This window comes from Cellulomonas chitinilytica, assembly GCF_016862675.1.
Classification (GTDB): domain Bacteria; phylum Actinomycetota; class Actinomycetes; order Actinomycetales; family Cellulomonadaceae; genus Cellulomonas; species Cellulomonas chitinilytica.
In genome coordinates this window covers 59,080-85,916 of record NZ_BONK01000019.1, presented here as the reverse complement: position 1 = coordinate 85,916, position 26,837 = coordinate 59,080, and the positions used below count along the sequence as shown (strand labels likewise).

23 protein-coding genes are annotated in these 26,837 nt (G+C 74.5%); 14 read left to right on the top strand and 9 right to left on the bottom strand.

The genetic code is table 11. The features are described from left to right. Positions 1-242: 242 nt before the first annotated feature. The 3 genes from uca to Cch01nite_RS21085 are packed head-to-tail and all read right to left on the bottom strand — an operon-like array spanning position 243 to position 5,367. Positions 243-3,836, bottom strand: coding sequence for an urea carboxylase (uca, locus tag Cch01nite_RS21095; protein WP_203758476.1), 3,594 nt, complete (start codon positions 3,834-3,836; stop codon positions 243-245). Next, positions 3,833-4,495 (bottom strand): urea amidolyase associated protein UAAP2, encoded by a 663-nt coding sequence (locus Cch01nite_RS21090; RefSeq protein WP_203758475.1) that lies wholly within the window; start codon positions 4,493-4,495, stop codon positions 3,833-3,835. Before Cch01nite_RS21090 ends, uca begins: the two co-directional genes overlap by 4 nt. Further along, a complete protein-coding gene (locus Cch01nite_RS21085; RefSeq protein WP_203758474.1) occupies positions 4,492-5,367 on the bottom strand; it encodes an urea amidolyase associated protein UAAP1 in 876 nt (291 codons plus the stop codon). Before Cch01nite_RS21085 ends, Cch01nite_RS21090 begins: the two co-directional genes overlap by 4 nt. Before the next feature lie 134 nt (positions 5,368-5,501). On the opposite strand from Cch01nite_RS21085, the gene Cch01nite_RS21080 reads away from it, so the two are divergent. From Cch01nite_RS21080 to Cch01nite_RS21065, 4 genes are all read left to right on the top strand, one after another. Then, positions 5,502-6,140 (top strand): TetR/AcrR family transcriptional regulator, encoded by a 639-nt coding sequence (locus Cch01nite_RS21080; RefSeq protein ID WP_203758473.1) that lies wholly within the window; start codon positions 5,502-5,504, stop codon positions 6,138-6,140. A gap of 214 nt (positions 6,141-6,354) precedes the next feature. Continuing rightward, complete coding sequence (locus Cch01nite_RS21075) at positions 6,355-6,900, top strand: ribonuclease FAU-1 family protein (protein WP_203758472.1); 546 nt, start codon at positions 6,355-6,357, stop codon at positions 6,898-6,900. 256 nt (positions 6,901-7,156) lie between these two features. After that, positions 7,157-8,680: a high affinity choline transporter 1 gene (locus tag Cch01nite_RS21070; protein ID WP_203758471.1), complete on the top strand. Its 1,524-nt coding sequence runs from the start codon at positions 7,157-7,159 to the stop codon at positions 8,678-8,680. A 20-nt stretch (positions 8,681-8,700) separates the two neighbouring features. Continuing rightward, the gene (locus tag Cch01nite_RS21065) at positions 8,701-9,204 is read left to right on the top strand and encodes an amino-acid N-acetyltransferase (RefSeq protein ID WP_203758470.1); all 504 of its coding nucleotides are present in this window, start codon (positions 8,701-8,703) and stop codon (positions 9,202-9,204) included. Here the strand turns inward: Cch01nite_RS21065 and Cch01nite_RS21060 are convergent. From Cch01nite_RS21060 to Cch01nite_RS21045, 4 genes are read right to left on the bottom strand one after another with little or no spacing between them, the layout of a single operon-like run. Then, complete coding sequence (locus Cch01nite_RS21060) at positions 9,201-9,575, bottom strand: cupin domain-containing protein (RefSeq protein ID WP_203758469.1); 375 nt, start codon at positions 9,573-9,575, stop codon at positions 9,201-9,203. The two genes, Cch01nite_RS21065 and Cch01nite_RS21060, sit on opposite strands and share 4 nt — an antisense overlap. Positions 9,576-9,596: 21 nt before the next feature. Next, on the bottom strand, positions 9,597-10,514 hold the full coding sequence (locus Cch01nite_RS21055) for an iron-sulfur binding domain-containing protein (RefSeq protein ID WP_203758468.1): 918 nt from the start codon (positions 10,512-10,514) through the stop codon (positions 9,597-9,599). 14 nt (positions 10,515-10,528) lie between these two features. Continuing rightward, positions 10,529-10,939 carry a type II toxin-antitoxin system VapC family toxin gene (locus Cch01nite_RS21050; RefSeq protein WP_203758467.1) on the bottom strand — a complete coding sequence of 137 codons (411 nt, stop codon included), beginning with the start codon at positions 10,937-10,939 and terminating at the stop codon, positions 10,529-10,531. Continuing rightward, positions 10,936-11,196, bottom strand: coding sequence for a type II toxin-antitoxin system Phd/YefM family antitoxin (locus Cch01nite_RS21045; protein ID WP_203758466.1), 261 nt, complete (start codon positions 11,194-11,196; stop codon positions 10,936-10,938). The genes Cch01nite_RS21050 and Cch01nite_RS21045 overlap by 4 nt, the downstream gene beginning before the upstream one ends. Positions 11,197-11,338: 142 nt before the next feature. Between Cch01nite_RS21045 and Cch01nite_RS21040 the strand changes: the two genes are divergently transcribed. Genes Cch01nite_RS21040 through Cch01nite_RS21010 form a run of 7 tightly spaced genes read left to right on the top strand, consistent with a single transcriptional unit; the run spans position 11,339 to position 20,068 of the window. Further along, positions 11,339-12,838: a pyridoxal phosphate-dependent decarboxylase family protein gene (locus Cch01nite_RS21040; protein ID WP_203758465.1), complete on the top strand. Its 1,500-nt coding sequence runs from the start codon at positions 11,339-11,341 to the stop codon at positions 12,836-12,838. After that, positions 12,835-14,130 carry a lysine N(6)-hydroxylase/L-ornithine N(5)-oxygenase family protein gene (locus tag Cch01nite_RS21035; RefSeq protein ID WP_203758464.1) on the top strand — a complete coding sequence of 432 codons (1,296 nt, stop codon included), beginning with the start codon at positions 12,835-12,837 and terminating at the stop codon, positions 14,128-14,130. Before Cch01nite_RS21040 ends, Cch01nite_RS21035 begins: the two co-directional genes overlap by 4 nt. Continuing rightward, on the top strand, positions 14,127-14,744 hold the full coding sequence (locus tag Cch01nite_RS21030; protein WP_203758463.1) for a GNAT family N-acetyltransferase: 618 nt from the start codon (positions 14,127-14,129) through the stop codon (positions 14,742-14,744). The genes Cch01nite_RS21035 and Cch01nite_RS21030 overlap by 4 nt, the downstream gene beginning before the upstream one ends. Next, a complete protein-coding gene (locus Cch01nite_RS21025; protein WP_203758462.1) occupies positions 14,741-16,564 on the top strand; it encodes an IucA/IucC family protein in 1,824 nt (607 codons plus the stop codon). The genes Cch01nite_RS21030 and Cch01nite_RS21025 overlap by 4 nt, the downstream gene beginning before the upstream one ends. Further along, on the top strand, positions 16,561-18,684 hold the full coding sequence (locus tag Cch01nite_RS21020) for a penicillin acylase family protein (RefSeq protein ID WP_203758461.1): 2,124 nt from the start codon (positions 16,561-16,563) through the stop codon (positions 18,682-18,684). Before Cch01nite_RS21025 ends, Cch01nite_RS21020 begins: the two co-directional genes overlap by 4 nt. Then, positions 18,681-19,292 (top strand): GNAT family N-acetyltransferase, encoded by a 612-nt coding sequence (locus tag Cch01nite_RS21015; protein ID WP_239071172.1) that lies wholly within the window; start codon positions 18,681-18,683, stop codon positions 19,290-19,292. Before Cch01nite_RS21020 ends, Cch01nite_RS21015 begins: the two co-directional genes overlap by 4 nt. Beyond that, positions 19,274-20,068, top strand: coding sequence for a siderophore-interacting protein (locus tag Cch01nite_RS21010; protein ID WP_203758460.1), 795 nt, complete (start codon positions 19,274-19,276; stop codon positions 20,066-20,068). The genes Cch01nite_RS21015 and Cch01nite_RS21010 overlap by 19 nt, the downstream gene beginning before the upstream one ends. Before the next feature lie 107 nt (positions 20,069-20,175). Here the strand turns inward: Cch01nite_RS21010 and Cch01nite_RS21005 are convergent, their stop codons facing one another. After that, entirely contained in the window at positions 20,176-20,709 is a 534-nt protein-coding gene (locus Cch01nite_RS21005; protein ID WP_239071169.1) for a pyridoxamine 5'-phosphate oxidase family protein, read from the bottom strand. Then, positions 20,706-22,973: a heterodisulfide reductase-related iron-sulfur binding cluster gene (locus tag Cch01nite_RS21000; protein ID WP_203758459.1), complete on the bottom strand. Its 2,268-nt coding sequence runs from the start codon at positions 22,971-22,973 to the stop codon at positions 20,706-20,708. Before Cch01nite_RS21000 ends, Cch01nite_RS21005 begins: the two co-directional genes overlap by 4 nt. Before the next feature lie 98 nt (positions 22,974-23,071). Between Cch01nite_RS21000 and Cch01nite_RS20995 the strand changes: the two genes are divergently transcribed. From Cch01nite_RS20995 to Cch01nite_RS20985, 3 genes are all read left to right on the top strand, one after another. Next, positions 23,072-23,305 (top strand): FitA-like ribbon-helix-helix domain-containing protein, encoded by a 234-nt coding sequence (locus Cch01nite_RS20995; protein WP_203758458.1) that lies wholly within the window; start codon positions 23,072-23,074, stop codon positions 23,303-23,305. Beyond that, positions 23,302-23,697: a type II toxin-antitoxin system VapC family toxin gene (locus Cch01nite_RS20990; protein WP_203758457.1), complete on the top strand. Its 396-nt coding sequence runs from the start codon at positions 23,302-23,304 to the stop codon at positions 23,695-23,697. The genes Cch01nite_RS20995 and Cch01nite_RS20990 overlap by 4 nt, the downstream gene beginning before the upstream one ends. A gap of 92 nt (positions 23,698-23,789) precedes the next feature. Beyond that, positions 23,790-26,834 carry a Na+/H+ antiporter subunit A gene (locus Cch01nite_RS20985; protein WP_203758456.1) on the top strand — a complete coding sequence of 1,015 codons (3,045 nt, stop codon included), beginning with the start codon at positions 23,790-23,792 and terminating at the stop codon, positions 26,832-26,834. Positions 26,835-26,837: the final 3 nt, after the last annotated feature.

Below are 26,837 nucleotides of genomic sequence, written 5' to 3'. Positions count from 1 at the left end.
CCCGGCGCCGCGCGGCGCCGCCCCCACCCGCGCTCACCCGGGCCGCCCCCACCCGCGCTCACCCGCACCGCCCCGCCCCGCGCTCACCCGCGCCGCCCCGCCCCGCGCCGCCCCACCCCGCGCCTCTGCGGGGAGAACGTGAGTTCGGGGTGAGAACGTGACTTCGAAGTGACGTTCTCACCCCGAACTCACGTTCTCGGCTGGGTCGGAAGGGGAGAGGGGAGCGCGGGGCGGGAGGTTGGTCAGGCCGCCGTGGCGACGGCCTCCGGCTGGACGATCACGAGGACCTGGCCCGGGCCGACCTGGTCGCCGGGGGTCACGACGATGTCGACGACCGTGCCGCCGACCGTCGCCGTGACGGGCGCCTCCATCTTCATGGCCTCCAGGGCGAGGAGCTGCTGGCCGGGTGCGACGAGGTCGCCGGGGCGGACGTCGATGCGGAACACCGTCGCGACGAACGGGGCCTCGACGCCCTCGCAGCCGTCGGGGACGTCGGTGCCCGCGGCCGCCAGGACGGGCTCGGGGTCGCGGCGGTCGAACTCGCCGGCGGCCTCCCACGCGGACCGCTCGGCGCCGAACGCGGCCGACTGGGTCCGCTGGAAGTCGGCGATCGACGACGCGTTCGCGGCGAGGAACCGCTCGTGCTCGGCGAGCGAGAAGGTGCCGTCGTCGATGCGGACGTCGAGCCGGCCGGCGGCCATGTCGGCGCGCATGTCGAGCAGCTCGTCGGCGCCGACGGGGTGCCAGCGGATCACGTCGAAGAACCGCAGCAGCCACGGGGTGCCCGGCTCGAACGGCCGGTGCCGGGCGTGCGTGTCCCACACCTGGATGGTGCGGCCGACGAACTGGTACCCGCCCGGGCCCTCCATGCCGTAGATGCACAGGTACGCGCCGCCGATGCCGACCGCGTTCTGCGGGGTCCACGTGCGGGCCGGGTTGTACTTCGTGGTGACGAGGCGGTGCCGGGGGTCCAGCGGGGTCGCGACGGGGGCGCCCAGGTAGACGTCGCCCAGGCCCATGACCAGGTAGGACGCGTCGAACACCGTCCGGTACACGTCGTCGACGGAGCCCAGGCCGTTGATGCGGCGGATGAACTCGATGTTCCACGGGCACCACGGGGCGTCGTCGCGCACGCCCGCCATGTACCGCTCGATCGCCTCGCGGGTGGCCGGGTCGTCCCAGGACAGCGGCAGGTGGACCGTGCGGGACGGGACGACGAGGTCCGTGGTCGACGGGAGGGTCTGCTCGATCTCCTGGACGAGGTCCAGCGCGCGGCGCAGGGGCAGCGTGTCGGGGTCGGTGTGGAGCTGGAGCGACCGGATGCCGGGCGTGAGGTCGACGACGCCGCGCAGCCCGTCGTGGTCGACGCGCTGCTGCACCGCCTCGGCGAGGGCGTGCACGCGCATCCGGGAGGCCAGGTCGAGGCGCATCTCGCCGTACTCGACGAGCAGGTTGTCGTCGCCGTTGCGGCGGTACGTGACGAGCGTGTCGCTCTCCCGACGGGCGAGGATGCCGCCGTCGTCGTGGGCCTTGCGGCTCGGCACCGGGACGGCCGTGGGGCGTCGGCGCAGCAGGTCCGCCTGCGGCTCGTCGACGGGCACGAAGCGGACCTCGTCGCCCGGGCGGAGCTGGCCGAGCTTCCACAGCTGCCCGAGCGCGACCGTCGCCGGGCAGGTGAAGCCGCCCAGCGACGGGCCGTCGGGGCCCAGCAGGATCGGCAGGTCGCCGGTGTAGTCGACCGCGCCCACCGCGTACGGGGTGTCGTGGATGTTCGACGGGTGCAGACCGGCCTCCCCGCCGTCGGAGCGGGCCCACGTCGGCTTGGGGCCGACGAGCCGGACGCCGGTGCGGGCCGAGTTGAAGTGCACCGACCAGGTGGCGGCGTAGAACTCGGCGACGTCGTCGGGCGTGAAGAACTCGGGCGCCGCGTGCGGGCCCTCGAGGGCGCCGACGGCCCAGGTGCCCGTGATCGTCGGGCGGTCTGCCGCCGGGACCGGGCCGGGGGCGGGCGACGTGCCGCCCGACGCAGTGCCGCCGAGGCCGATCAGGTCGCCCGTGCGCAGCGGCACACCCGTGGCGCCGCCGATCCTCCCGAGGTCGAACGTCGCCGCCGACCCGAGCACGCGCGGCACGTCGAGACCGCCGCGGACCAGCAGGTACGTGCGCATCCCGGCGGTCGGGGTGCCGATCGCGAGCACGCCCCCCGCGGGGACGTCGACGGGCTCCCACTGCGGCACCGGCTCGCCGTCGAGCGTGACGGGGGTCGGCGCACCGGTCACCATGACGGTCGCCCCCGTGACGAACCTGAGCTCCGGCCCGGCCATCGTGCACTCCAGGCCGGGAGCGCCCTCGGGGTTGCCGAGCGCGCGGTTGCCGAGCCGGAACGACAGGTCGTCCATCGGGCCCGACGGCGGGATGCCGACGTGCCACAGACCGGTCCGGCCGGGCCAGTCCTGGACGGCGGTGAGCATCCCGGGCCGGACGACCTCCAGCCGCGGCGACTCGTCGTGCAGGTGCGCGAGGGTGCCCGTGTGGTGCAGCGCCTCGGCGACCTCGGGGGCGTGCACGATCGTGCGGAGCAGGCCGAGGTTCGTGGCGATGCCGTCGACGCGGGTCTGCGCGAGGGCGTCGTCGAGCGCACGCCACGCCTCGTCCCGGTTCGACCCGGCCGTGACCACCTTCGCCAGCAGCGGGTCGTAGTGGGTCGACACCTCGATTCCCGGCGCGATCCACGTGTCGACGCGGGCGGTCGGGGCCGTCTCGAACGCCGTGATCGTGCCCGCCGACGGGAGGTGGTCGCGGTCCGGGTTCTCCGCGTAGACGCGGGCCTCGACGGCGGCGCCGCTCGGGTGCAGCGGCGTGTCGACCACGGCCGTGTCGCCCTGCGCCAGTCGGATCATCCACGCGACGAGGTCCACCCCGAACACGGCCTCCGTGACCGGGTGCTCCACCTGCAGGCGCGTGTTGACCTCGAGGAACGCGGCCTCCCGGCGCTCCGCGTCGTACACGTACTCGACCGTGCCCGCCGACCGGTAGGACACCGACGCGGCCAGGTCCCGGGCCGCGGACGCGATGCGCTCGCGGACCTCGTCGGGCAGCGCCGGTGCCGGGGCCTCCTCGACGACCTTCTGGTGCCGCCGCTGCAACGAGCAGTCCCGGTCGCCGAGCGTGACGACCCGGCCGAGCCCGTCGCCGAACACCTGCACCTCGACGTGCCGTGCCGCCGTGATCAGCCGTTCCAGGTACACGCCGGCGGACCCGAACGCCGCACCCGCCGTGCGCCGGACGGCCTCCCACGCGGCGGCGAGCTCGTCGGGCGAGTGGCACGCGCGCATGCCGATGCCGCCGCCGCCCGCCGTCGCCTTGAGCATCACCGGGAAGCCGATGCGCGCCGCCTCGGCCTGCGCCTCGTCGAGCGTGTCGAGCAGGCCGGTGCCGGTGAGCATCGGCATCCCGACCGCCCGGGCCGCGTCACGCGCGGTGTGCTTGGAGCCGAACAGCTCGAGCTGCTCGGGCGTCGGGCCGACGAACGCGACACCCGCCGCCTCGGCCGCGCGGGCGAACGCCGCGTTCTCCGACAGGAAGCCGTAGCCGGGGTGGACCGCGCCCGCGCCGGTGGCCAGGGCGGCCTCGACGATCGCGTCGTGGCGCAGGTACGACTGGGCGGCCGGGGCCGGGCCGAGGCGGACGGCGGTGTCCGCGAGGTGCACGTGCGGGGCGCCCGCGTCGGCGTCCGAGTACACCGCGACCGTGCGCAGGCCCAGGTCGCGGGCGGTGCGCAGGATCCGGACGGCGATCTCGCCGCGGTTCGCGACGAGCAGGGTGTCGAACGTCATGAGGTCTCTCCCGTGCGCGTGACGACCATGCGGACCGGCGTCGGGTCGAAGCCGTTGCACGGGTTGTTGACCTGCGGGCAGTTCGAGACCACGACGAGCACGTCGCGCTCGGCCCGGAGGCTGACCGACAGGCCGGGGGCGGAGATGCCGTCGACGATGCCCAGCGCGCCGTCCGGGTCCACGGGCACGTTCATGTACCAGTTGATGTTCGACACGAGGTCCCGCTTGCCCAGGCCGTGCCGCCCGCCCTCCGCGAGGAAGTTCTCCGCACAGGCGTGCTGCGCGGCGGTGTGGTGGCCGTAGCGCAGGGTGTTCGACTCCTTCGAGCACGCGCCGCCGAGGGTGTCGTGCCGGCCGCACGTGTCGGCCGTGACCGTCATGAGCGGGCCGTGCTCGCAGTCGCGCAGCACCGAGCCCGTCGTCAGGAAGATCGAGTCCTGCGCCTGGATGGTGTCGGGGGCGCTGTACCGCAGCGAGGTGTCGTGCGCGTCGTAGACGAGGAAGTCGACGGCCTGGTTGCCGCCGAGGTCGACGATCGTCAGGGTGTCCCCGGCGGCGACCACCGCGGACCACGGGGCGCGGGCGGGCACGACGTCGTCGACGAGCACGACGCCCGGCTCGCCGGACGCCCGCTCGGCGGCGGTCAGGTCGGTGGTCATGCGATCCCCCGGGCGGTCAGGTCGGCGACGGTGTTGGCGAAGGCGCGGCGGCCCTCGGGCGTGGCGGTCCACAGCGGGTCGGACTCGTCGGCCGCGCGGCCCTTCCACGCGAGCACCTCCAGCGGGGTGCTCGTGAACTCCGGGCGAGGGTCGAGCGGGTGCGCCGTGTTCGCGACGAGCAGGATGAGCGGGGCCTCGGCGCGGATCGTCAGCTCCCGGCGCGGGCCGGCCGAACCCTCGAAGTGCGGGCGCCCCTCGGCGTCGATCCGGACGCCCTGGAAGAACGAGATGCTCGGCGGCAGGTCCCGGCGGGACAGCCCGTGCTTCGCGGCAGCCAGCGCGAACAGCTCCCGACCCGCGGGCGAGGCGCCCTGCGGCGAACCGTCGCCGTAGCGCTGCTCGTTGCGGGCCCTCGTCGTCGTCCCGTAGAGCGCGTCCTGCCGGCCGGACGTGTCCCCGACGACCGACGCCAGCACCCGCCCTGCGTCCGACAGCAGCAGGTGCCCGGTCGTCAGGTACACCTGCCACTGCACCTTCACGGTGTCCGCGACGTTGAGCCGCTCCCACGGGCGGTCCGCGCGGTAGGCCAGCACGTGCGCGCACGCGTCCCCGGCGACGTCCGTCAGGCGCACGTGCGTGCCGCGGGCGACGACGAGGTGCGTGTACCCGCCGCCCGCGACGACCTCGGCGTGCACGAGGTCCTTCGGCGCGACGCCCTGCGGGGGGTCGAGCCAGGCGCTCGCGGGCACCGTCGGCATCGTGGTGACCCGGCCCCGGTGGGCGGCCTCCTGGGCGCGGGCGTGGGCCTTGGCGCCGGCGGTGGTCGCCGTGCCGGTGCTCGTGCCGGTGCTGCTGCCGGTCGTCGTCGTCATGTCCGCTCCTGGTCTGCGGTGCATTTCTGTCGTCTGACAGAAACAGCGTCCCGACGGGCCGTTCCGGTCCGGTGACCGGTGTGTAAACCTCTCGTTACGGCGCCCTGAGCAGGCGGTGATACGTTCGGCGGGCCATGGCTCGCAGACCCGGTCGACCCCGTGCGAGCGGCGACCCGCACGGTGAGCGCGACACGCGCCAGGACGTGCTCGACGCCGCCGCCGCGCTGTTCTGCACGGTGGGCTTCACGTCCACCAGCACCCGGTCCGTCGCCGAGCGCGCCGGTGTCCGGCAGGCGTCGATCTACCACCACTTCGCCGGCAAGGACGCGATCCTGCTCGAGCTGCTGCTCGGCACCGTCCAGCCGTCCGTCGAGCTCGCCGACGCGCTCGCCGCCGGGTCCGACCCGGCCGAGGCCCGCCTCTGGGCGTTGGCCCACGCCGACGTCCGGCTGCTCACCGACGGCCCGCTCAACCTCGGGGTGTTGTACGTGCTGCCCGAGGTGGCCGGCGACCAGTTCGCCGAGTTCCACGCCCAGCGGGACCGGCTGCGGGCGCGGTACGACGAGCTCGCCGCAGCGGTCGCCCCCGAGGGGACGGAGCGCGGCCCGCTGGTGCTGGGGCTCGTCGAGTCGGTGATCCTGCGGCGTCGGGACACCGCGTCGCTCGACCCCGTCGCGGTCGCGGACGCGGTCGCCGACGGGGTGCTGCGGCTCCTCGGGTGCGACGAGCAGCGGATCGAGGCCGCCCAGAAGGCGGCCGTCGCGCTCGTCTGACGTCGGAAACCGGCCCGCGTGCCCGGCACCGTCCGTAGCCTGGGCGGATGTTCGACGTCGAGGTCCCGCCGTCCTCCTCCGAGCCGCCCCCGTTCGACCGCGGCTCGCCGGTCGTGATCCGGAGCGTCCGTGACCACGGCGACCCGCACGGGGTGGCCGTGGGCTTCGCCGTGGCCGGCACCGTGGTGGTCGACAGCGACGACGTCGTCGTGGTGTGCACCCGGCCCGGCTCGGCCGTGCGGACGAGGCGGGACGGGGCGACGGCCCGAACGGGCGGACCGTCCTGCCCGCGGCGTGGGACGGGTCGCACGACGAGCGTGCCTGGGAGGGCGAGACGGTCGTGCGGGTCCATCGCCGAGGGGACCCGTGGTCGGTGTGGCGGTGGCACGACGGCACGCGCTGGACCGACGTCTGGTACGGCAACCTCGAGTCGCCGTGGCGGCGGTCGCCGATCGGTTTCGACACCCAGGACTGGGCGCTCGACGTCGTCGGCCTCGGCGACCCGCTCGGCGGTCCGTGGCGGGTCGTGCTCAAGGACGAGGACGAGCTCGCCTGGATGGTGGAGCACGGCGCGGTGACCCCCGCCCAGGCGGCTCACGTCCGTGAGGTCGGCGAGACGCTGACGAGCAGGGCGCAGGAGTCCCGGTGGCCCTTCGACGCCGACTGGGACGTCTGGCTGCCCGAGCCGCGGTGGGCAGCCGTCCCGATGCCGGCGCGGTGGAAGGACGTGGATCCGTCGCGGTCGTCGACGGTCGACTGACCACGGGGTGCTGCGTTCCTGCTGCTGGGAGGCAGGAACGCAGCACCGAACGCGCCTGCGCACGCGCGCCCTCGCGTGTGCGGGCGTGTGCGCGGACTCAGCGGGCGGTGATTTAACACAGGCGTTGCACGGGTGCATCGGGCCTGACACAGGTCGGGTGGTCAATGAACCTGTCGGACGACAGAAACTCCGACAGCGCACCCTGACCTGCCGCAGCGGAGCCCCCACCCGCGCGGCCCAGCACCCCGGAGCGACCATGATCATCGCCGGAGTCGGGCTCTCCGTCCTCGCCGTCGTGCTCGTCGGCATCGTCGTCGCGAGGAAGGTCGACGGCGACAGCGCCAACTATCTCGTCGCCGGGCGAAGGCTCGGCGTGCCGCTCGTCGCGGCGTCGCTCATGGCTGCGGCCGTCGACTCCAACGCGACCGTCGGGAACACCGACCTGAGTGCGTCGTTCGGGTTCTGGGCCGGGGCGTCGCTCGCGATCGGGCTGGCGATCTGCCTGCTGCTCACCGGGCTGTTCCTGGCGAAGCCGATGAACCGGATGGGGCTGTTCACGCTCGGCGACTTCTACCGGGTGCGGTACGGGCGGGGCGTGGAGGTCGCGGCGTCGGTGCTGATGATCTTCGCGTTCGCGATCCTCATGGCCGGCAACCTCGTGGCGTGCGGGTTCCTGCTGGAGCGGTTCCTCGGGATCGACTACTGGGTCGGCGTCGTCATCTCGGTCGTGCTCGTGCTGGCGTACACCGTCGGCGGCGGCATGTTCTCCGACGCGTACACGGCCGCCATCCAGATCACCATCACCGGTGTCGCCACCGTCGGGATGCTGTGGTGGGTCGGCACGACCATCGGGTTCCACATCGCGCCCGGCACCGGGCCGTTCGACTTCGAGCAGCTCACGTCGACGAGCGCGGGCGCACCGATCAACTGGGCGACGCTGATCGCGCTCGGCATCGGCGACATCGTCGCGATCGACTTCATGCAGCGGATCTTCGCCGCCCGGAACCCGCAGATCGCCCGCCGGGCGTGCTTCAGCGCGTCGGCCGGCACCGCGTTCGTCGGCGTCGCGTACGCGCTCATCGCCCTCACCGCCGCGACGACGCTCGGCCTCAGCCCGGAGGACGGTCCCGTGCTCTTCACGCTGCTCGACGACTACGCGCCGACCGGTCTGACGATCCTCGTGCTGTCGGGCATCGTCGCGGCGTCCTTCTCGACGGCGTCGGGCGCGATCCTCGCGACGTCGGCCGTCGCGGTCCGCAACATCTTCGGGGTGCGGCGCATCGTCGACGAGCCCGGCGTGAAGGACCCGCTGCTGCGCTGGACCCGGGTCGCGATGCTGCCGATCGTGGCGCTCGGCGTCTTCATCGCGCTCGAGGTCGCCCAGACCGGCATCCTGCTGACCCTCGCGTTCGACCTCATGCTCGCCGGCCTCGTCGTGCCGTTCCTGCTCGGCCTGTTCTGGAAGCGGGGCGGGACGCGGGCGGCCGTCGCGGCCATGGCCGTGGGGCTCACGGTGCGGCTCGGGCTGTTCGTCCTGACGCCGACGATGTACGGCGTCCCGAACGACGTTCTCTACATCGAGAACTCGTGGATCGACGCGACTTTCGACGGCTGGCCGACGATGTACGCGGCGCTCGCGTCGCTGCTCGCGTACCTGCTCGCGGCTCTGGTCTGGCCGCGGACGGTGGCCGAGGAGGCCTGGGCTCTCACCGACGTCGCGCCGGTCGCGGCCACGGTCGGTGGGGGTGACGAGGACGAGACGGTGCCCGTCCCGGCCTGAATGGCTATTACATTGGGCGCATGACCATCCAGGTTCGGCCCGCCGTACCGGCTGACGTCCGGGCGATCCGGGGCCTCGTGCAGCCGTACGCCGACCAGCGCATCCTGCTCGCCAAGGAGTGGGTCGGGTACTACGAGGCCGTGCAGGAGTTCCTCGTCGCGGTCGCGGAGGACGGCACGGTCGTCGGGTGCGGTGCCCTGCACGTCATGTGGGACGACCTCGCGGAGATCCGCACGCTCGCCGTCGACCCCGCGTACCGGGGCCGGCGGGTCGGGCACCTGCTGCTCGCCGCCCTCCTGGAGCGCGGGCGGGAGCTCGGTCTGCGCCGGGTGTTCTGCCTGACGTTCGAGGTCGCGTTCTTCACGTCGCACGGGTTCGAGGTCATCGAGGGGACACCCGTGACGCCGGACGTCTACGCCGAGCTGCTGCGCTCGCACGACGACGGCGTGGCGGAGTTCCTCGACCTCGCCCGCGTCAAGCCGAACACCCTGGGCAACACCCGGATGCTCGTCTCGCTGGCCTAGCCCCGCGCCTCGTCCGGGAGCTCCCGGAAGTGGGTGCTCAGGTCGAGGGCGCCGGACGTCTCGACCACCGCGGCCGTGAGGTCGGTGAGCGCCCAGGTCTGGTGGGTCTCGCCCGGTTCCCAGACGACGAGGGTGCCTGCCTCGACCCGGCGGCGCGGCTCGTCGTCGACCTGCACCTCACCGGTCCCGACGACGACGGCGAACACCTGCCGGCGCACCGCCGGGTGCCGCCCGAGGGTCCCTCCCGCGGCGACGCGCGCGACGTTCACCGACGTGGTCGCGGCGTCGGTCAGGGGTGGGAGGAAGTCCATCACCACACCCGACGAGCCGAAGGCCTCGATCGTGCGGGACGGGACGGTGAACAGGCGCATCCCCGCATCCTGCCCCGGCGGTCAGTGCGGGAGGCGGTACGTCGGCGGGTCGGCGTCGGTGCGGGTAACGAGGCCGTCCGACACGAGGCCGTCGAGACAGCGCTCACGCTGGCGGGTGTCGGGCCAGACGGCGTCGACCGCCTCGGCCGGCACCGGACCGGGTGCCTCGCGCAGCAGGGCCATGATCCGGCCGCGGACCTGCCGGTCGGTGCCGGCCCAGGCCTGGGTGCGGCGGCGGCCGGCGTGCTCGTCGGACGGCTTGCCGAGGGCCCGCCACCGGCACAGCGGGGCGACCGGGCAGGCGTCGCAGCGCGGGGATCGGGCGGTGCAGACGAGGGCCCCGAGCTCCATGGAGGCGGCGGCCCAGCGGGCGGCCGTGGTGTCGTCGTCGGGCACGTAGGCGTCGGCGAGCAGCGTCTCGGCGGCGGTCTGGGACGGTGCAGGCAGGGCTGCGCCGGAGACCGTGCGGGCCAGGACGCGGCGGACGTTGGTGTCGAGCACGACGGACCGGCGGCCGAACGCGAACGCCTGCACGGCGGCCGCGGTGTAGGCGCCGACGCCCGGCAGGGCCAGCAGCTCGGCGGTGGTCTCCGGGACGGCGCCGCCGTGCCGGTCGACGATCGCGCGGGCGCACTCCTGCAGCCGCAGCGCCCGGCGGGGGTAGCCGAGCCGGTCCCATGCGCGCAGCACGTCGGCCGTCGAGGCGGCGGCCAGGTCGGCGGGCGTCGGCCAGGCGCGCATCCACGACCGCCAGGCGGGCTCCACGCGCACGACCGGCGTCTGCTGCAGCATCACCTCGCTCACCAGGACACCCCACGGCGTGCGGTCAGACGCCCGCCACGGGAGGTCGCGGGCGTGCTCGTCGAACCAGGCCAGGACCGGCGCGCGCAACGCCTCGGGGGCGGGGGCCACGGGGGAGGCGGGAGCGGGTGACGGCACCGCAGCATCCTCCCTCAGCCCTCCCAGGGGTTGAGCACTTCCAGGCCGAGCCCCGCGAAGTCCCGGGTGTTGCGGGTGACGACCACCAGGTCGTGGACCAGTGCCGTCGCGGCGAGGTACGCGTCGTTGGCAGGTCGACGGTCGGGCACGTGCAGCTCGGCCGCGGCCAGCGCGACCGAGGTGTCGACCGGCAGGACCCGGTCGGAGAACTGGCGGACCGTCCGCCGGAGCCATGCCCCGAGCCGGGCGGCCTGCGCGGCGTCACGCCGGCCGAGCAGGTGGATGCCGGTCTGGATCTCGCCGACCGTCACCGCCGACAGGTAGAGGTCTGAGAGGTCCGTCGTGCGCGCCCAGGCGTCGACGGCCGGGTCCGGGCGTGACTTGCGCAGCTCGGAGACGACATTCGTGTCGAGCAGGGCCCTCATTCGGCCAGGTCCGGGACGCGCGGGAGAGACGGATCTCTGACGAACTCGACGTCGTCGAGCTCGGGGTCGTCCATCCGGAGTGCGTGGCGCAGGCTCGTGCTGGTCCGGGAGCTGTGCAGCCGGTTCCACTCCTCGTAGGTGACCAGCACGTGGGTCGGGCGGCCGCCGGCCGTGATCAGCACCTCGCCGTCGGCGTCGGCGATGCGGCGGGCCAGCCCCGGCGTGTGGTTGTACTCGGTACCGGTGATCGACCGCATGGCGCCTCCGTTCGTACGTACGTCAGAGACGTACGTTACCCGCTGGCCGGGTTCCGGTGTGGACGCGGTATTGACGGCGTGGGCGATGTCTGTAGGTTAGGCAACGCTAAGTAAGGCTCACCTAATCAGGGGGAACGTCGTCGTGCACGAGCTGCTGTCATCCCGGTCGTCCGAGCACTACGCCGACGTGCTGCACCGCACCGTCGACGTGCTCGCCGCCCGGTTCCGCGACACCGACAGGGTGTTCTCCGGCGCGAGCCGCGAGCAGCTCCAGGCGCTGGTCGACGACGTCGACCTCGACGGCCGCCCCCTTGGCACCGACGACGCGCTGCGCGAGGTCGACGAGCTGTTCGTCGAGCACGCCGTCTGGTTCCACCACCCCGACTACGCCGCGCACCTGAACTGCCCCGTCGCCGTCCCGGCCGTCGCCGCCGAGGCCGTCCTCGCCGCGGTGAACCCGTCGGTCGACACCTACGACCAGTCGACCGTCGGCACGCTCATGGAGCGGGCGCTCGTCGCCTGGACCGCACGACGGATCGGGTTCCCCCACGGCGACGGGATCTTCACGTCGGGCGGCACGCAGTCCAACCTGCAGGCGCTGCTCCTCGCCCGGGAGGCCGCGCTCGCCGGCACCACCGACCGGGACGGCGCGATGCGCCGGCTCGTCGTGCTCACCACCGCGTCCAGCCACTTCTCCGTGCAGAAGTCCGCGCTGCTGCTCGGGCTCGCAGCCGACGCCGTCGTCCCGGTGCCCACCGACGCGCTCGGCCGGATGCGGGCCGACGCGCTCGCCGGGGCGCTCGGTGCCGTCGCGGCCGTCGGCCGGGTGCCAATGGTCGTCGTCGCGACCGCGGGCACCACCGACCGCGGCTGCCTCGACCCGCTCGCCGCGATCGCCGACGCGTGCGACGCCGCCGGCGTCTGGCTGCACGTCGACGCCGCGTACGGCTGCGGGCTCCTCGTCTCGCCCACGCGGCGGCACCTGCTCGACGGCATCGAGCGCGCCCGCTCGGTGACGGTCGACTTCCACAAGAGCTTCTTCCAGCCGGTCTCGTCGAGCGCGCTCGTCGTGCGGGAGCCGCAGGACCTGCAGCCCGTCGCCTGGCACGCCGACTACCTCAACCCCGAGGACAGCGACGAGCCGAACCAGGTCGACAAGTCGCTGCAGACCACCCGCCGGTTCGACGCGCTCAAGCTGTGGACCACGCTGCGGGCGCTCGGAGCCGACCGCGTCGGCGAGCTGTTCGACGACGTCCTCGACCTGGCCGCCCGTGCCGAGGAGCTCGTCCGGGACGACGACGACCTCGTGCTCGTCGGCGGCACCCAGCTCAGCACCGTCCTGTTCCGCTACCAGCCGGTCGGCCTGAGCGACGAGCACGCCGACCGGGTCGTGCCGCTCGTCCGGCGGGTGCTGCTGGAGTCGGGCCGGGCGGTCGTCGCGAAGACGGTGGTCGACGGGCGGCCGTGCCTCAAGCTCACGCTGCTCAACCCCGGGTCGACCGTCGACGACGTGGCGCGGGTGCTCGGGCTCGTCCGTGACGCGGCCGCCGCGCTCGTCGAGGGCGACGACCTCGCGGACCGCGGCGCCGAGGCGGACGAGGTGGCCGCGGTGGCCGCCGTGGCCGGGGCGGTGGCCCGATGACCACGCACGACCTCGTCGGCATCGGGATCGGCCCGTTCAACCTCGGGCTCGCCGCGCTCGCCGACCCGCTCGACCTCGACGCCGTGTTCCTCGACGCGGCCGACGAGTTCCGCTGGCACCCCGGCATGATGATCGAGGGCTCGACGATCCAGGTCCCGTTCCTCGCCGACCTCGTGACGATGGCCGACCCGACTTCGCGGTACTCGTTCCTGGCGTTCCTCAAGGCCACCGGGCGGCTGTACCCGTTCTACATCCGGGAGTCGTTCTACCCGCTGCGGGCCGAGTACGACGCCTACTGCCGGTGGGTCGCCGACCGGCTCGGGTCGCTGCGATGGGGGCGTCGGGTCGTCTCGCTCGACGAGGACGGGGACGACTACGTCGTGACCGCGGTCCGTGCGGGCGGGGAGGTCGAGACGTACCGGGCGCGGCACGTGGTGCTCGGCGTCGGCACCCGGCCGGTGCTGCCGGCCGCGGTGCGGGACGTGCCCGGGGTGGTGCACAGCAGCGAGTACCTGACGCACCGCGACCGGCTGCGGGCGGCCCGGTCCGTGACGGTCGTGGGCAGCGGGCAGTCCGCCGCCGAGATCTACCGGGACCTGCTCGGCGACCTGGGGGACCGGGACCGGCGCCTCGACTGGGTGACCCGCTCGCCGCGGTTCTTCCCGATGGAGTACACGAAGCTCACGCTCGAGATGACGTCCCCGGAGTACACCGACCACTTCCACGGCCTGCCCGCGGCCGTGCGGCAGCGGCTCGCTCGCGAGCAGCGGTCCCTCTCGAAGGGCATCAGCAGCGCGCTCGTCGACGACATCTTCGACACCCTCTACCGGCTCAGCGTCGACGGCCCGGTCGCCACGACGCTGCTCACCGACACGTCCCTGGTCGCCGCGCGGCCCGACGGCGACGGATTCGAGCTGCGCCTGCGGCACGAGCAGCTCGGCGAGGAGTTCTCCCGCCGGACCGACGCCCTCGTCGTCGCGACCGGGTACGCGGCACAGGTCCCCGACTTCGTGATGGGCGTGCGGCACCGCATCGACTGGGACGACGACGGCCGGTTCGCCGTCGCCCGGGACTACTCGATCGACGGCGGACGGGGGCGGCTGTTCGTGCAGAACGCCGAGGAGCACACGCACGGCGTCACCGCCCCCGACCTGGGGTTCGGTCCGTGGCGCAGCTCGTCGATCCTCGCGTCCGTGACCGGGCGGGAGGTGTACCCGCGGGAGGAGCGCATCGCGTTCCAGGAGTTCGGGGTACCCGCGGCGTCCCGGCTCGTCGGGGTGGGGGAGGCGTGAGCGTGCTGACGCTGCGGCCCGTCGACCCGGCGCGTGACGCCGCGGTGGTGCACGCGTGGTTCCGGCACCCGGCGTCCGCCTTCTGGGCCATGGACGGGCTCGACCTCACGGGCACGCGCGACTACCTGGCCGGGGTCGTCGCCCACCCGCACCAGGACGGCTGGCTCGGACTGGTGGACGGCGGGCCGACGTTCCTCGTCGAGACGTACGACCCCGCGTGCGTGCTGCTCGCGGGCGTGCACGACGCCGCGCCCGGGGACCTCGGCATGCACCTGCTCGTCGCGCCGCCTCTCGGGACGCCCGTGCACGGGCTGACGTCCGCGGTCATGGCCGCGACGATGCGGCACTGCTTCGACACCCTCGGGGCGTCCCGCGTGGTCGTCGAGCCGGACGTGCGCAACACGCGGATCGCCGTGAAGAACGCGCTGGCCGGGTTCCGGGTGCTGCGCGAGGTGGACCTGCCGGGGAAGCGGGCGACGCTCGCGGTGTGCACGCGCGACGACTTCGCCGCGAGCCCGCTGGGCGCCCCCGACGGCGGGTTCGCCGACCTCCAGCCCGGCGGCGCAGCGTCGGCCCGGGCGTCCGACCCCCTGACGACGGCGGTGGCCCGATGACCGAGACGCTGACCCGTCCGACGCTCGCCGGCGCCCCGGCCCGGCCCGTCGACCCCGCCGCGCACCTCACCCCGGCGGCGATGGCCGTCGCGCAGCGGCACCTCGTGACGAAGGCGCTGTCCGAGCTCTCCCACGAGCGGCTGCTCGCACCGGCGCCTGACGACCCCGACGCGGCCGACCACCCCGAGGAGCCGTCGACGTACCGCGTCACGACCGACGACGGGCGCGTCGAGTACCGGTTCCGCGCCCGGCGGCTCGCGCTCGAGCACTGGGCCGTCGAGAAGGCGTCCGTGACCCGCACGGTCGACGGTGAGGACGCGCCGCTCGACGTGCTCGCGCTGGTCCTCGAGCTGCAGCCGCTGCTCCGGATCCCCGACGACCTGCTGCCCGTGTACCTCGAGGAGCTGTCCTCGACGCTCGCGAGCGCCGCGTTCAAGGCCCACCACGGCGGCCCGTCGGCGGCGGAGCTGCTCGACGCGGACCTCGCGACGGTCGAGCGGTCCATGACGGAGGGGCACCCCGGGTTCGTCGCGAACAACGGGCGGATCGGCTTCGGGGTCGGCGAGCACGCCGCGTTCGCGCCCGAGTCCGGGGCACCGGTCCGGCTGCTGTGGCTGGCCGTCCGCCGGGCGTCGAGCCACCTGGCCCTGGGCGACGGGCTCGACGAGGACGGGCTGTACCGGGCCGAGCTCGGGGACCTCCTCGACGACCTCCGCGACCGCGTCCGGGCGCAGGGCCTCGACCCCGACGAGTACCGGTTCCTGCCGGTGCACCCCTGGCAGTGGGAGCACCGGGTCGCCGTCACGTTCGCGCCGGACGTCGCGCGCCGCGACCTCGTCCTGCTCGGCGAGGGGCCCGACGAGTACCGCGCGCAGCAGTCGATCCGGACGCTGCTCAACGTGTCGCGGCCCGACCGCCACTACGTGAAGGTCGCGCTCGCCATCCAGAACATGGGCTTCCTGCGGGGACTGTCACCGGCGTACATGCGGCACACCCCGGCGATCAACGACTGGGTCGCGGACCTCGTCGGGAACGACCCGACGCTCGTCGCGTGCGGGTTCCGGGTGCTGCGGGAACGGGCGTCGATCGGGTACACCGGCGACGCCTACCACCGCACCGACCGGCCGAACGCGCACCGCAAGATGCTCGCCGCGCTGTGGCGTGAGAGCCCGGTGCCGCTCGTCGGGCCCGGTCACGGGCTCGCCACGATGGCGGCCCTGCTGCACCGGGACGCCGCCGGCGTGGCCTACGTGACCGAGGCCGTCCGGGCGTCCGGGCTGGCCCCCGACGAGTGGGTGCGCCGCTACCTGCACGCCTACCTGCGGCCGCTCGTGCACTGCCTGCTGGTGCACGACCTCGCGTTCATGCCGCACGGCGAGAACCTGATCCTCGTGCTGGAGGACCATGTGCCCGTCGGGGTGTTCATGAAGGACATCGGCGAGGAGGTCGCCGTGCTGGCGGAGCGTGACCTGCCCGAGGCCGTGCGGCGCATCGTGCAGCCCGTCGACGACACCGAGAAGGCGCTCGCGATCCAGACCGACGTGCTCGACGGGTTCCTGCGGCACCTCGCCGCGATCCTGCACACCGACGGGGTCCTGCCGCAGGACCGGTTCTGGGCGCTCGTCGCCGCGTGCGTCGACCGGCACGCCGCCGACCACCCGAGCCTGCGCACCGGGGTGGACCTGCGGGGACGCCGGTTCGCGCACTCCTGCCTCAACCGGCTGCAGCTGCGCAACACGCTCCAGATGGTCGACCTCACCGACCAGTCGGGCTCGCTCATCTACGCGGGCACGCTCGCCAACCCGATCGGCCGCCCATGACGGCCGATCTGTTCCGCGACGCCTGGGGCGTCCCGCACGTGCGGGCGGGCGACCACCTGGCGCTCGCCCGCGGCCAGGGTCGGGTCACCGCGCTCGACCGCGGCTGGCAGATCGAGGTCGACCGGTGGCGGGCCGAGGGGCGGCTCGCCGAGCACCTGGGCGCCGCGGGCGTCGAGTGGGACCGGTTCGCCCGCAGGGCGCGGCTCGCCGACACCGCGCAGCGCGCGTTCGACCGTCTCCCCGCCGACGTCCAGGACTGGGTCGCCGCGTACGTCGACGGCGTCCGTGACGGCCTCCTCGCCGGCGGGCGACCGCCCGAGGTCGCCGCGCTCGACGCCCGGTTCGGGGACGTCGTCGAGCCTGAGCCGTGGCCCGTGTGGGCACCGCTCGGCGTGCTGCTCGTCGCGCACGCGCTGTTCTCGACGTTCCCGCGGCTGCTGTGGCACGACCACGTGCTGCGGACGCTCGGGCCCGAGCTCGCGGCGGTCGTCGTGCCCGACGGGACCCCGCCAGGCCGGGACGCGCAGGACGGCACCGCGCACGAGCCCGTCGCGGGCAGCAACGCGTGGGCCCTGCACGGCTCCCGCACGGCGTCCGGCCGCCCGCTCCTCGCGGGCGACCCGCACCGGATCCTCGAGCTGCCCGGCCCGTACCAGCAGGTCAGGCTCGCGTGCCCGGAGTACGACGTCGTCGGGCTCGCGTTCCCCGGCGTGCCGGGCGTCGCCCACTTCGGCCACACCGGGACCGTCGCGTGGGGCATCACGAACGCGATGGCGCACCACGTCGACCTGTTCCGCGAGCGGCTGCACCGCGACGGCGACCGGGTGCGGGCGCTCGGGCCCGACGGGTGGGAGCCGACCACCGTGTCGACCGAGCGGATCGGGGTGCGGGGCGCGGACGACGAGCCGGTCGAGATCCTCGAGACGCGGCGCGGGCCCGTCGTCGTCGACCGGGGCGCCGGCGCCGCCTACAGCGTGCGGATGCCGGCCCGGGTCGACCTCGACCTCGGGGTCGCGTGCCTGCCGGCGCTGCTGCGAGCCCGGACCGCGCACGACGTCGCGGCGGCGTTCGCGGGCTGGGTCGACCCGGTGAACCGCGTGCTCACCGCCGACACCGACGGCACCGTGCTCAGCCTCACCGCCGGGCGCGCACCCGTACGGCCCCCGTCCGACCGCCGGTTCCCGCTCGACGCGTGGTCGCCCGCCGCCCGGCCCGCGCCGTGGCTCGTGCTGCCGGAGCCGGTCGCGGTGACCGGCGTGGCGGTCGACGCCAACGAGCGGCCCGCCGGCCGCGCGCCCGACCTCGGCAGCGGGTACCCGTCGTCGTCGCGCGCGCACCGGATCGCCGACCTGCTGCGGGGGCGTGGCTCGCTCACGGTGGACGACCTGGCGGCCGTCCACGGGGACACGCTCCTGCCCACCGCCGAGCCGCTGCTCGCTCGGGCGGCCACCCTCGACGGGCTCACGCCGGCCGCCGACGCCGCCCGCGCGCGGCTGCTCGCCTGGGACCGCCGGATGGACGCCGCCAGCCCGGACGCGGCCCTGTTCGTGCGGTGGCGGTCGGCCGTGATCGACCGGCTCGTGGCGCACCCCGTCCTCGCGCCGCTGCACGAGCCGCACGGCGACGGGGCCCTGTTCGACCCCTGGTTCGCCGTCGCGGGACGCGTCGCGGACGCGCTGCCGCGGCTGCTCGACGAGCCCGCGCTCGACCCCGCCGCCGTGCTGCGGGACGCGTGGGAGGACGTCGCGACCGTCGAGCCGCAGGCGTGGGGAGACGTGCACCGGGTGCGGCCCGTGCACGTGCTCGACGGGATCCCCGGCGTCGTCGCCCCGACAGTGGCTGCCGTCCCGCTCGCCGGGGACGGCGACTGCGTGCGGTCCACGACCGGCCTGCCCGGGTTCGGAGGCAGCGTCTACCGCGGGTCGGTCGCGCGGTGGGTGTGGGACCTCGACGACCGCCGGAACAGCCGGTGGGGCGTGCCGTTCGGCGCCGCGAGCGACCCGCGGGACCCGCACTTCACCGACCAGCTCGGCGACTGGGCGGCGGCCCGGACGGTGCCGGTCGTGACCGACTGGGAGCTGCTCGACCCCGAGCCGTGGCCGGTCGGGGGCACCTCGTGACCGCAGCGCTGCGGCTCGCCGCCGGGTCCCGCGGCGAGGTCGTGCACGCGCGCGTCGTCGACGGCCTCGGCAACGTGCGGGTCCGCGTGCTCGACCCCGACGCCGACCTCGACACCGTGCACGGCTGGGTCACCGGACCGGGCACCCGGTTCTGGGGGCTCGGCGACCTGCCCCGCGACGAGCTGCGCGACCTGTACGCCTACGTCGACTCGCTCCCGACGCACCACGCGTTCGTCGTGACCTGCGACGACGAGCCGGCCGCGCTGCTGCAGACGTACGAGCCGGCGCACGACCCGGTCGGCGACACGTACGACGTACTGCCGGGCGACGTCGGCGTCCACCTGCTCGTCGGTCGTGCCGGGCGGGCCGGGTTCGCGACCCGGCTCCTCGGCGCGCTCGTCGAGTTCCTGTTCGCGCAGCCGGGGGCCCGGCGGATCGTCGTCGAGCCCGACGTCCGCAACGACCGGGTGCTGGCCCGGATGCGCCGGCTCGGGTTCGTCGTCGGACCCGTCGTCCGCCTGCCGCACAAGGACGCCCAGCTGGCCTTCCTCGACCGACCCACCACCAGCCCGGACACCCAGGAGACCACGTGCCCACCATCACCGTGACCCACGCCCCGACCGGCCTCGTGCACGCGACCGTCGCGCGCACGGAGCAGGTCAGCCCGCACATGGTCCGGGTGACCCTCACGGGCGACGACCTGCGCCGGTTCGAGCACCGCGGGTTCGACCAGTGGTTCCGTCTCGCCGTCCCCGTCGACGACCACGCCCGTTTCGACAACCTGCCGGACCGCTTCGACACCCGCGCCTACCTGCGCTACCTCACGCTGCCGAAGTCGACCCGCCCGGTGATCCGCAGCTACACGGTGCGGGCGTTCCGGCCCGACGTCCCCGAGCTCGACATCGACTTCGTCTGCCACGGGACCACCGGGGTCGCCGGCCCGTGGGCGCAGGCGGTGCAGCCGGGCACGGAGGTGGCGTTCATCGACCAGGGGTGCGGGTGGGCGCCCGTGCCGGCCGACTGGACGCTGCTCGTGGCCGACGAGAGCGGGCTGCCCGCCGTCGCCGGGATCCTGCGGGACCTGCCGCGGGACGCCGTCGGGCACGCGATCGTCGAGCTCCCCGACCTGGCCGACGCGCAGGACGTCGACGCCCCCGCCGGGATGTCCGTGCACTGGCTGCCGCGCGGCGCGGCGGACCGGGTCGGCGACCGGGCCCTCGCCCACCTGCGCGAGCTGCCCTGGCCCGACGGCGTCCCGTACGCGTTCGCCGTCGGCGAGTCGCGGCTCGCGACGGGCGCCCGCCGGCTGCTCGTCGGCGAGCGCGGCGTCCCGAAGTCCCACGTGACGTTCTGCGGCTACTGGAAGCAGGCCACCGCCCGCTGACCCACTGGGCCCGGCCGAGCCCGGCTCGGCCAGCGAGACCGGCGTCCTCCGGCGACGGGTGGCGGCGGCCTGGGTCGGCGTGGCGTGCGTGGCGTCGTGGACGGGTGTCAGGCGAGCCAGACGCCGTCGCGCATGAGCCAGCGGCCGGCGAGCTCGTCCTCCTCGCGCCACGCCTGCACCGTCACCGGGCGCACCCGGTAGTAGGCGTACGCGGACCGGATCGTGCGGGGGTCGAAGCCCGTCTTCACGGCGAAGGCGTCGCCCTCCTGGGCGGAGAGCGTGTCGCGGTCGACCACCTCGACGGTGCCGCCGACGAGGACGACGTCCCGGGTCCGGCCGATGCCGACCTGGACGGTGGCGTTCGTCGCGAGGTTCCGGCCCGCGGGGCTCGCCGACGCCGTGGACAGGAGCAGCGTCGAGCCGTCCCACAGGAACGACAGGACCGTGAGGCGGGGTGTCGCGGCGTCGTCGACGGTCGCGACCCACGCGTCGACGTCGTGGGTCAGCCGGTGCTCGGTGTCGGCGCGGCGCTGCGCGGCGGTGCGGGGTCCGGCGGCGGCCCGGCCTGGGTCGGTCGGGTCAGGGGCGGTCGGGTGCGAGTCGGTCGGGGTGCGGTCGGCCGCGTCGGGCGTGGCGGTCATGCGTCGTCCCCTGTCCTGGTGGCGCGGACGCGGTCGAGCAGGAGCGTGGCGATGTCGGCGACCTCGGGGACGCCGACGGCCGCACGGGCGGCAGGGCCGGTCGCGGGGCCGGTGGGGGAGCCGGCGGAGGGACCCGTCGACGGACCGGCCGAGCCCGACGCGGCCGCGGCGACGCCGTCGGACAGCATCACCGAGCAGAACGGGCAGGCCGTCGCGACGACGTCCGCGCCGGTGCCGATCGCCTCCTCGGCCCGCGCGGTGCTGATGCGGGTGCCGATCGACTCCTCCATCCACATCCGTGCGCCGCCCGCGCCGCAGCAGAACGACTGCTCCCGGTTGCGGGGCATCTCGGCGAGCTGCACGCCCGGCAGGGCGCCGAGCAGCTCGCGGGGCGGCGAGTAGACCTGGTTGTGCCGGCCCAGGTAGCAGGGGTCGTGGTACGTGACGCTGCGGGTGTCGTCGGCCGGCAGCGGGACGAGCCGCCCGTCGGCGACCAGGGTGTTGAGCAGCTCCGTGTGGTGCACGACGTCGAACCGGCCGCCGAGCTGCGGGTACTCCCGCGAGATCGTGTTGAAGCAGTGCGCGCACGTGACGACGATCCGCTGCGCGCCGACCTCGGTCAGGACCTCGACGTTCGCGGACGCGAGCATCTGGTAGAGCAGCTCGTTGCCGGCCCGCCGGGCGGGGTCGCCGGTGCACGACTCCCCGTCGCCGAGCACGGCGAACGTGACGCCCGCGGTGTGCAGCAGCTCCGCGACGGCCCGGGTGGTCTTCTTCGCGCGGTCCTCGTAGGCCCCCGCGCAGCCGACCCAGAACAGGTAGTCGACGTCGGCGGCGGACTCGACGTCGGCGCCGACCACGGGGACGTCGAACGGGAGCCCCTTGGCCCAGTCGAGCCGGGCGCGGGCGGGCAGGCCCCACGGGTTGCCCTGCCGCTCGAGCTTGGTGAACGTGCCGCCGAGCTCCTTGGGGAACGCCGACTCCATGAGCACCTGGTAGCGCCGCATGTCGACGATGGTGTCGACGTGCTCGATGTCCACCGGGCACTGCTGCACGCACGCGCCGCACGTGGTGCAGGCCCACAGGACGTCGGGGTCGATGAGTCCCGACGCGACGAGGTCGATCCCGGCGTGCGACTCCTCGACCGTCGCTCCGCGGCCGGAGCGCGGGGAGGACGATGCCTCCGTCTCCCCGGTCGAACCCGACCCCGCGCGGAGGTACGGCGCCGTCGCCGCCGCGTGGTCCCGCAGCGCGAGCGTGACCAGCTTCGGCGACAGCGGCTTGCCCGTGGCCCACGCCGGGCACTGGTCCTGGCAGCGGCCGCACTCGGTGCAGGTCGCGGTGTCGAGGAGCTGCTTCCAGGACAGGTCCTCGATCGCGCCGGCGCCGAGGCGGGCGTCGTCGGGGAGGTCCTCCAGCGCGGCGAGGTCGATCGGCGCGCCGCTGCGGTCGGTGAGGGGCGCCAGGGGGCCGAGCGCCGGACCGCCCGCGGCCTCGCGGCGGGCGTACACGTTGACGATCGCGACGAACCGGTGCCACGCGACGCCCATCGTGGGCTGCAGCCCGACGACGACGAACCACGACATCGACACGAGGATCTTCACGGTCGCGATGACGACGACGGCGGTGGCGAGGGTGTCGTGCGCGACCGGCACCCACGACGCCCCGAACCAGGCGGTGAGCGGGAAGTGCCACGCGTTCGCGATCCCTGCGGTCGCCGGGTCCTGGGAGGCCAGCGCGTACTCCAGCCCGCGCAGCAGGATCACCGCGAGCACGACGGCGAACACCGTGAACTCGACGAAGAACGCCTGTCCCTGGTTCGACCCGAAGAACCGCGACGCGCGCCGCGTCGACCCGAGCCGCAGCCGCAGCACGAACAGCGCGACGATCCCGACGAGGGCGAGCCACGCGAACAGCTCGATCGCCCACTCGAGCGGCGGGAGGTGGCCGATGACCGGCAGGGACCACTCCGGGTCCACCACCTGCCCGTACCCGGTGACGAGCGTGACGAACAGCAGCGGGAACGACACCATGACGACCCAGTGCGCCGCCCGGACGACGGGCCGGTGCTGGAACCGGGTGTGCCCGAGGACCTCCCGCGCGAGCGTGCCGAGCCGGGTCCCGACGGGCCCGAGCCGCCCGGGCGCGGGCTTCCCGATCGCCGCGGTGCGGCCGATCGACACGGCCCCGCGCGCGAACAGACCGACACCGACGACGGTCGCCACGACGACCAGCCCGAGACACACCCACTGCAGCGGATCCACGGCGCCACGGTAGTGGCCCGCGCCGACCCCGCCGGGAGCCGTCCCGCCGAGTCCGGGGCGTGCAGGCGTTCTGCATGCAGCGACGCTAGAATCGCGGCATGAGCGTCACCATCACCGTCCGGGACGTCCCCGACGACGTGCGCGACGAGCTGGCCGCCCGGGCTGCGCGCTCGGGCCGGTCGCTGCAGGAGTACCTGCGCGCTCAGCTCATCGACCTCAGCGCCTACCCGACGGCGGCGGACGCCGTGGCGGCGATCCGCTCCCGGGCGCGCGCCTACCCGCCGTTCGACCTGTCCCGCGTGCTCGACGACCTCGACGCCGATCGCAGGTGAGCCACCTCGTCGTCGACGCCTCGGCGATCCTCACCCTCCTGCTCGATCCCGACGGCGACGGCGAGGCTGTCGCGCGGCACGTCGGGGCCGCCCGCCTGGCGGCGCCGGACCTGCTGCCGCACGAGGTGACGAACGTGCTGCGTCGGCACCGGGCAGCGCGGGCGTTGTCGGGCACCGAGGCGACGCTCGCCTTCGACGCCTTCGCCACGCTCCCCGTCGACCTGTGGCCGTTCGCCGCGGTCCGGGGCGACGTCTGGCGGCTGACGGGTGCGCTGAGCGGGTACGACGCCGCCTACGTGGCGGTCGCGGAGCGGCTCGGCTGCCCGCTGCTGACCCGGGACCGGCGACTGGCGCGAGCCCCCGGCGTGCAGTGCGATGTGGTCGTGGTGTGAGCAGTCGGTGCGGGAGCACTTGATAGTGTCTTGACCAAATCCTTTCGACCGACCGACCGACCACCCGCCCTCGACCGGACGGAGCCGGACGCGTGCTGTTGCTGCTGCTCGTGCACTTCGCAGCCGCCGTCGTCGCGCCCGCCCTGTTCTCCTGGTTCGGTCGCCGCGCGTTCTGGCTGCTGGCCCTCGCGCCGGCGAGCGCGTTCGTGTGGGCGCTGTCGTGGACGTCGGCGGTGGCGGACGGCCGGGGGCCCGTCGAGCAGGTCGAGTGGATCCCCGCGCTGGGTCTGGAGCTGAGCTTCCGGCTCGACACGCTGGCGTGGCTGATGACGATCGTCGTCGGGGGCGTCGGCGCCCTGGTGCTCGTGTACTGCGCCGGGTACTTCTCCGCGGCGGCCCACGGGCTCGGCCGGTTCGGCGGGGTGTTCGTCGCGTTCGCGGGGGCGATGCTCGGCCTGGTCACGGCCGACGACATGCTGCTGCTGTTCGTCTTCTGGGAGCTCACGACGGTCACGTCGTACCTGCTCATCGGCCACTACGCGGACCGCAAGGCGAGCCGCCGGGCGGCCATGCAGGCCATCGTCATCACGACCGCGGGCGGCCTCGCCATGCTCGTCGGCGTCGTGCTGCTCGGGCAGGCGGCGCGCACGTACCGGCTGTCGGCGGTGATCGCGGACCCGCCGGGCGGCACGGTCGCCACGGTCGCGGTCGTCTGCCTGCTCATCGGCGTGATCACCAAGTCGGCGCTCATCCCGTTCCACTTCTGGCTGCCCGCCGCGATGGCCGCGCCGACGCCCGTGAGCGCCTACCTGCACGCCGCGGCGATGGTGAAGGCCGGTGTCTACCTCGTCGCGCGGTTCGCGCCGGCCTACTCGACGAACGAGGCGTGGCACGGGATCGTCCTGACGCTCGGCTGCGGCACGCTCCTGCTCGGCGGCTACCGGGCGCTGCGGCAGCACGACCTCAAGCTCGTGCTCGCGTTCGGCACGGTCAGCCAGCTCGGGCTGATCGTGCTGCTCGTCGGGCTCGGGACGAAGGCGGCGGCGCTCGCGGGGCTGGCGATGCTCGGCGCGCACGCGATGTTCAAGGCGTCGCTGTTCCTGGTGGTCGGCGGGATCGACGCCGCGACCGGCACCCGTGACCTGCGGCGGCTGTCCGGGGTGGGCCGGCGGCTGCCGCTCACGGCGACCGCCGGGGCTCTCGCGACGGCGTCGATGATCGGCCTGCCGCCGTTCGCCGGGTACGTCGCGAAGGAGGCCGGGCTCGAGTCGCTGCACGACCTGCCGTGGGTGCTCGGCGCCGTCGCCGTCGGCTCCGTGCTGACCGTCGCGTACGGGTGCCGGCTGTGGTGGGGGGCCTTCTCGACGAAGCCCGCCGTGGTGCCCGCCGCCGTGACGGAGTCCGACGAGGGCCACGGCCTGAGCATCGCCGACGCGGGCACGTCGACCGCGGCGCCCGCGAAGATCACCACGCCGTCGCTGCTGCTCGTGTGGCCGGCGCTGATCCTCGCGGTGCTCGGGCTGGCCGTCGCGCTGCTGCCGCAGCTCGGCGAGCACCTGCTCGACCCGTACGCGGACACCTACCCGGAAGGTGCGCCGGGGCACCTCACGCTGTGGGCCGGGTTCACGCCGACCTTCGTCCTCACGCTCGGCATCCTCGCCGCCGGTGCGCTGCTGTTCGCGGTCCGCGACCGGGTCGAGCGGTGGCAGGCCGGGGTGTACCGCGGGCCCGAGGCGGACCGCGTGTACCGGCGGTTCATGCGCCGCCTCGACGACGTCGCCGCCGACGTCACCGCCGTCACCCAGCGCGGTTCGCTGCCCCTGTACCTCGGCATCATCCTGCTGGTGTTCGTCGTCGGCGTGGGCGGCACGACCCTCGTGTCGACGACGCTCCCGGGCGACGTCACGGCGTGGGACCAGCCCGCCCAGGTCGTGTTCGGCGGCATGACGGTCGTGTCCGCGATCCTCGTGGCCCGAGCCCGCCGGCGGCTCAAAGCCGTGATCCTGCTCGGCATCGGCGGGTACGCCGTCGCGGGCCTGTACCTCCTGCACGGCGCCCCCGACCTGGCCCTCACGCAGGTGCTCGTCGAGACGGTCACGCTCGTCGTGTTCGTGCTGGTGCTGCGGCGGCTGCCCCCGTACTTCTCCGACCGGCCGCTCGCCGGGAGTCGGTGGGTGCGGCTCGGCATCGGGCTCGCGGTCGGCCTGACGGTCGCCGGGATCGCCCTCGTCGCGCCGGGCGCCCGCCTGCACGCGCCCGTCTCCGAGCACTTCGCCGACGAGGCCGTGACGTTCGGGGGCGGCAAGAACATCGTCAACGTGACCCTCGTGGACATCCGGGCGTGGGACACGATGGGCGAGATCTCCGTGCTCCTGGTGGCCGCCACCGGCGTCGCGTCGCTCGTGTTCCTCTCCCGCCGTGCCGGGGCGATCTTCCGCGAGCGCGACGCGCCCGCCGACCGTGCCGTGTGGGGCGAGGTCCCCGACACGATGGCGCAGCTGCGCCGCCCTGACGGGCCCCGCAGCGGCGCCGACGAGTCCCGCGGCCAGGGCCCGACGAGCGAGGTGGCCCCCCGGTCCGCCGCGCGGGCCCGGGAGTGGCTGCGCGCGGGCCGCACCCTGGCCCCGCAGCGGCGGTCCGTGATCTTCGAGGTCGTGGTCCGGCTGCTGTTCCACACGATGATCGTCTACTCGGTGTACCTGCTGTTCAGCGGGCACAGCGCCCCCGGCGGCGGCTTCGCCGCGGGTCTCGTGACGGGCATCGCGCTGATCGTCCGGTACCTCGCGGGCGGCCGGTACGAGCTCGGCGAGGCGGCGCCCGTGCAGCCCGGTCTGCTGCTCGGCGGCGGGCTGTTCCTCTCGGCCGGCGTCGGGCTCGTCGCCCAGCTCGTGGGCGGGTCGGTGCTCCAGTCGTGGCAGCTCGACCTGCACGTACCGGTGATCGGGGACGTCCACCTGGTCACCAGCCTGTTCTTCGACATCGGCGTCTACCTGGTCGTCGTCGGGCTGGTGCTCGACGTGCTGCGCAGCCTCGGCGCGGAGATCGACCGGCGGGCGGAGACGGGTGAGGACGCCGAGGTCGGCGAAGCGGTCGGCGGCGACGCCGAGCCCGCGGACGCACCGGGGGTGCGGCCGTGATCG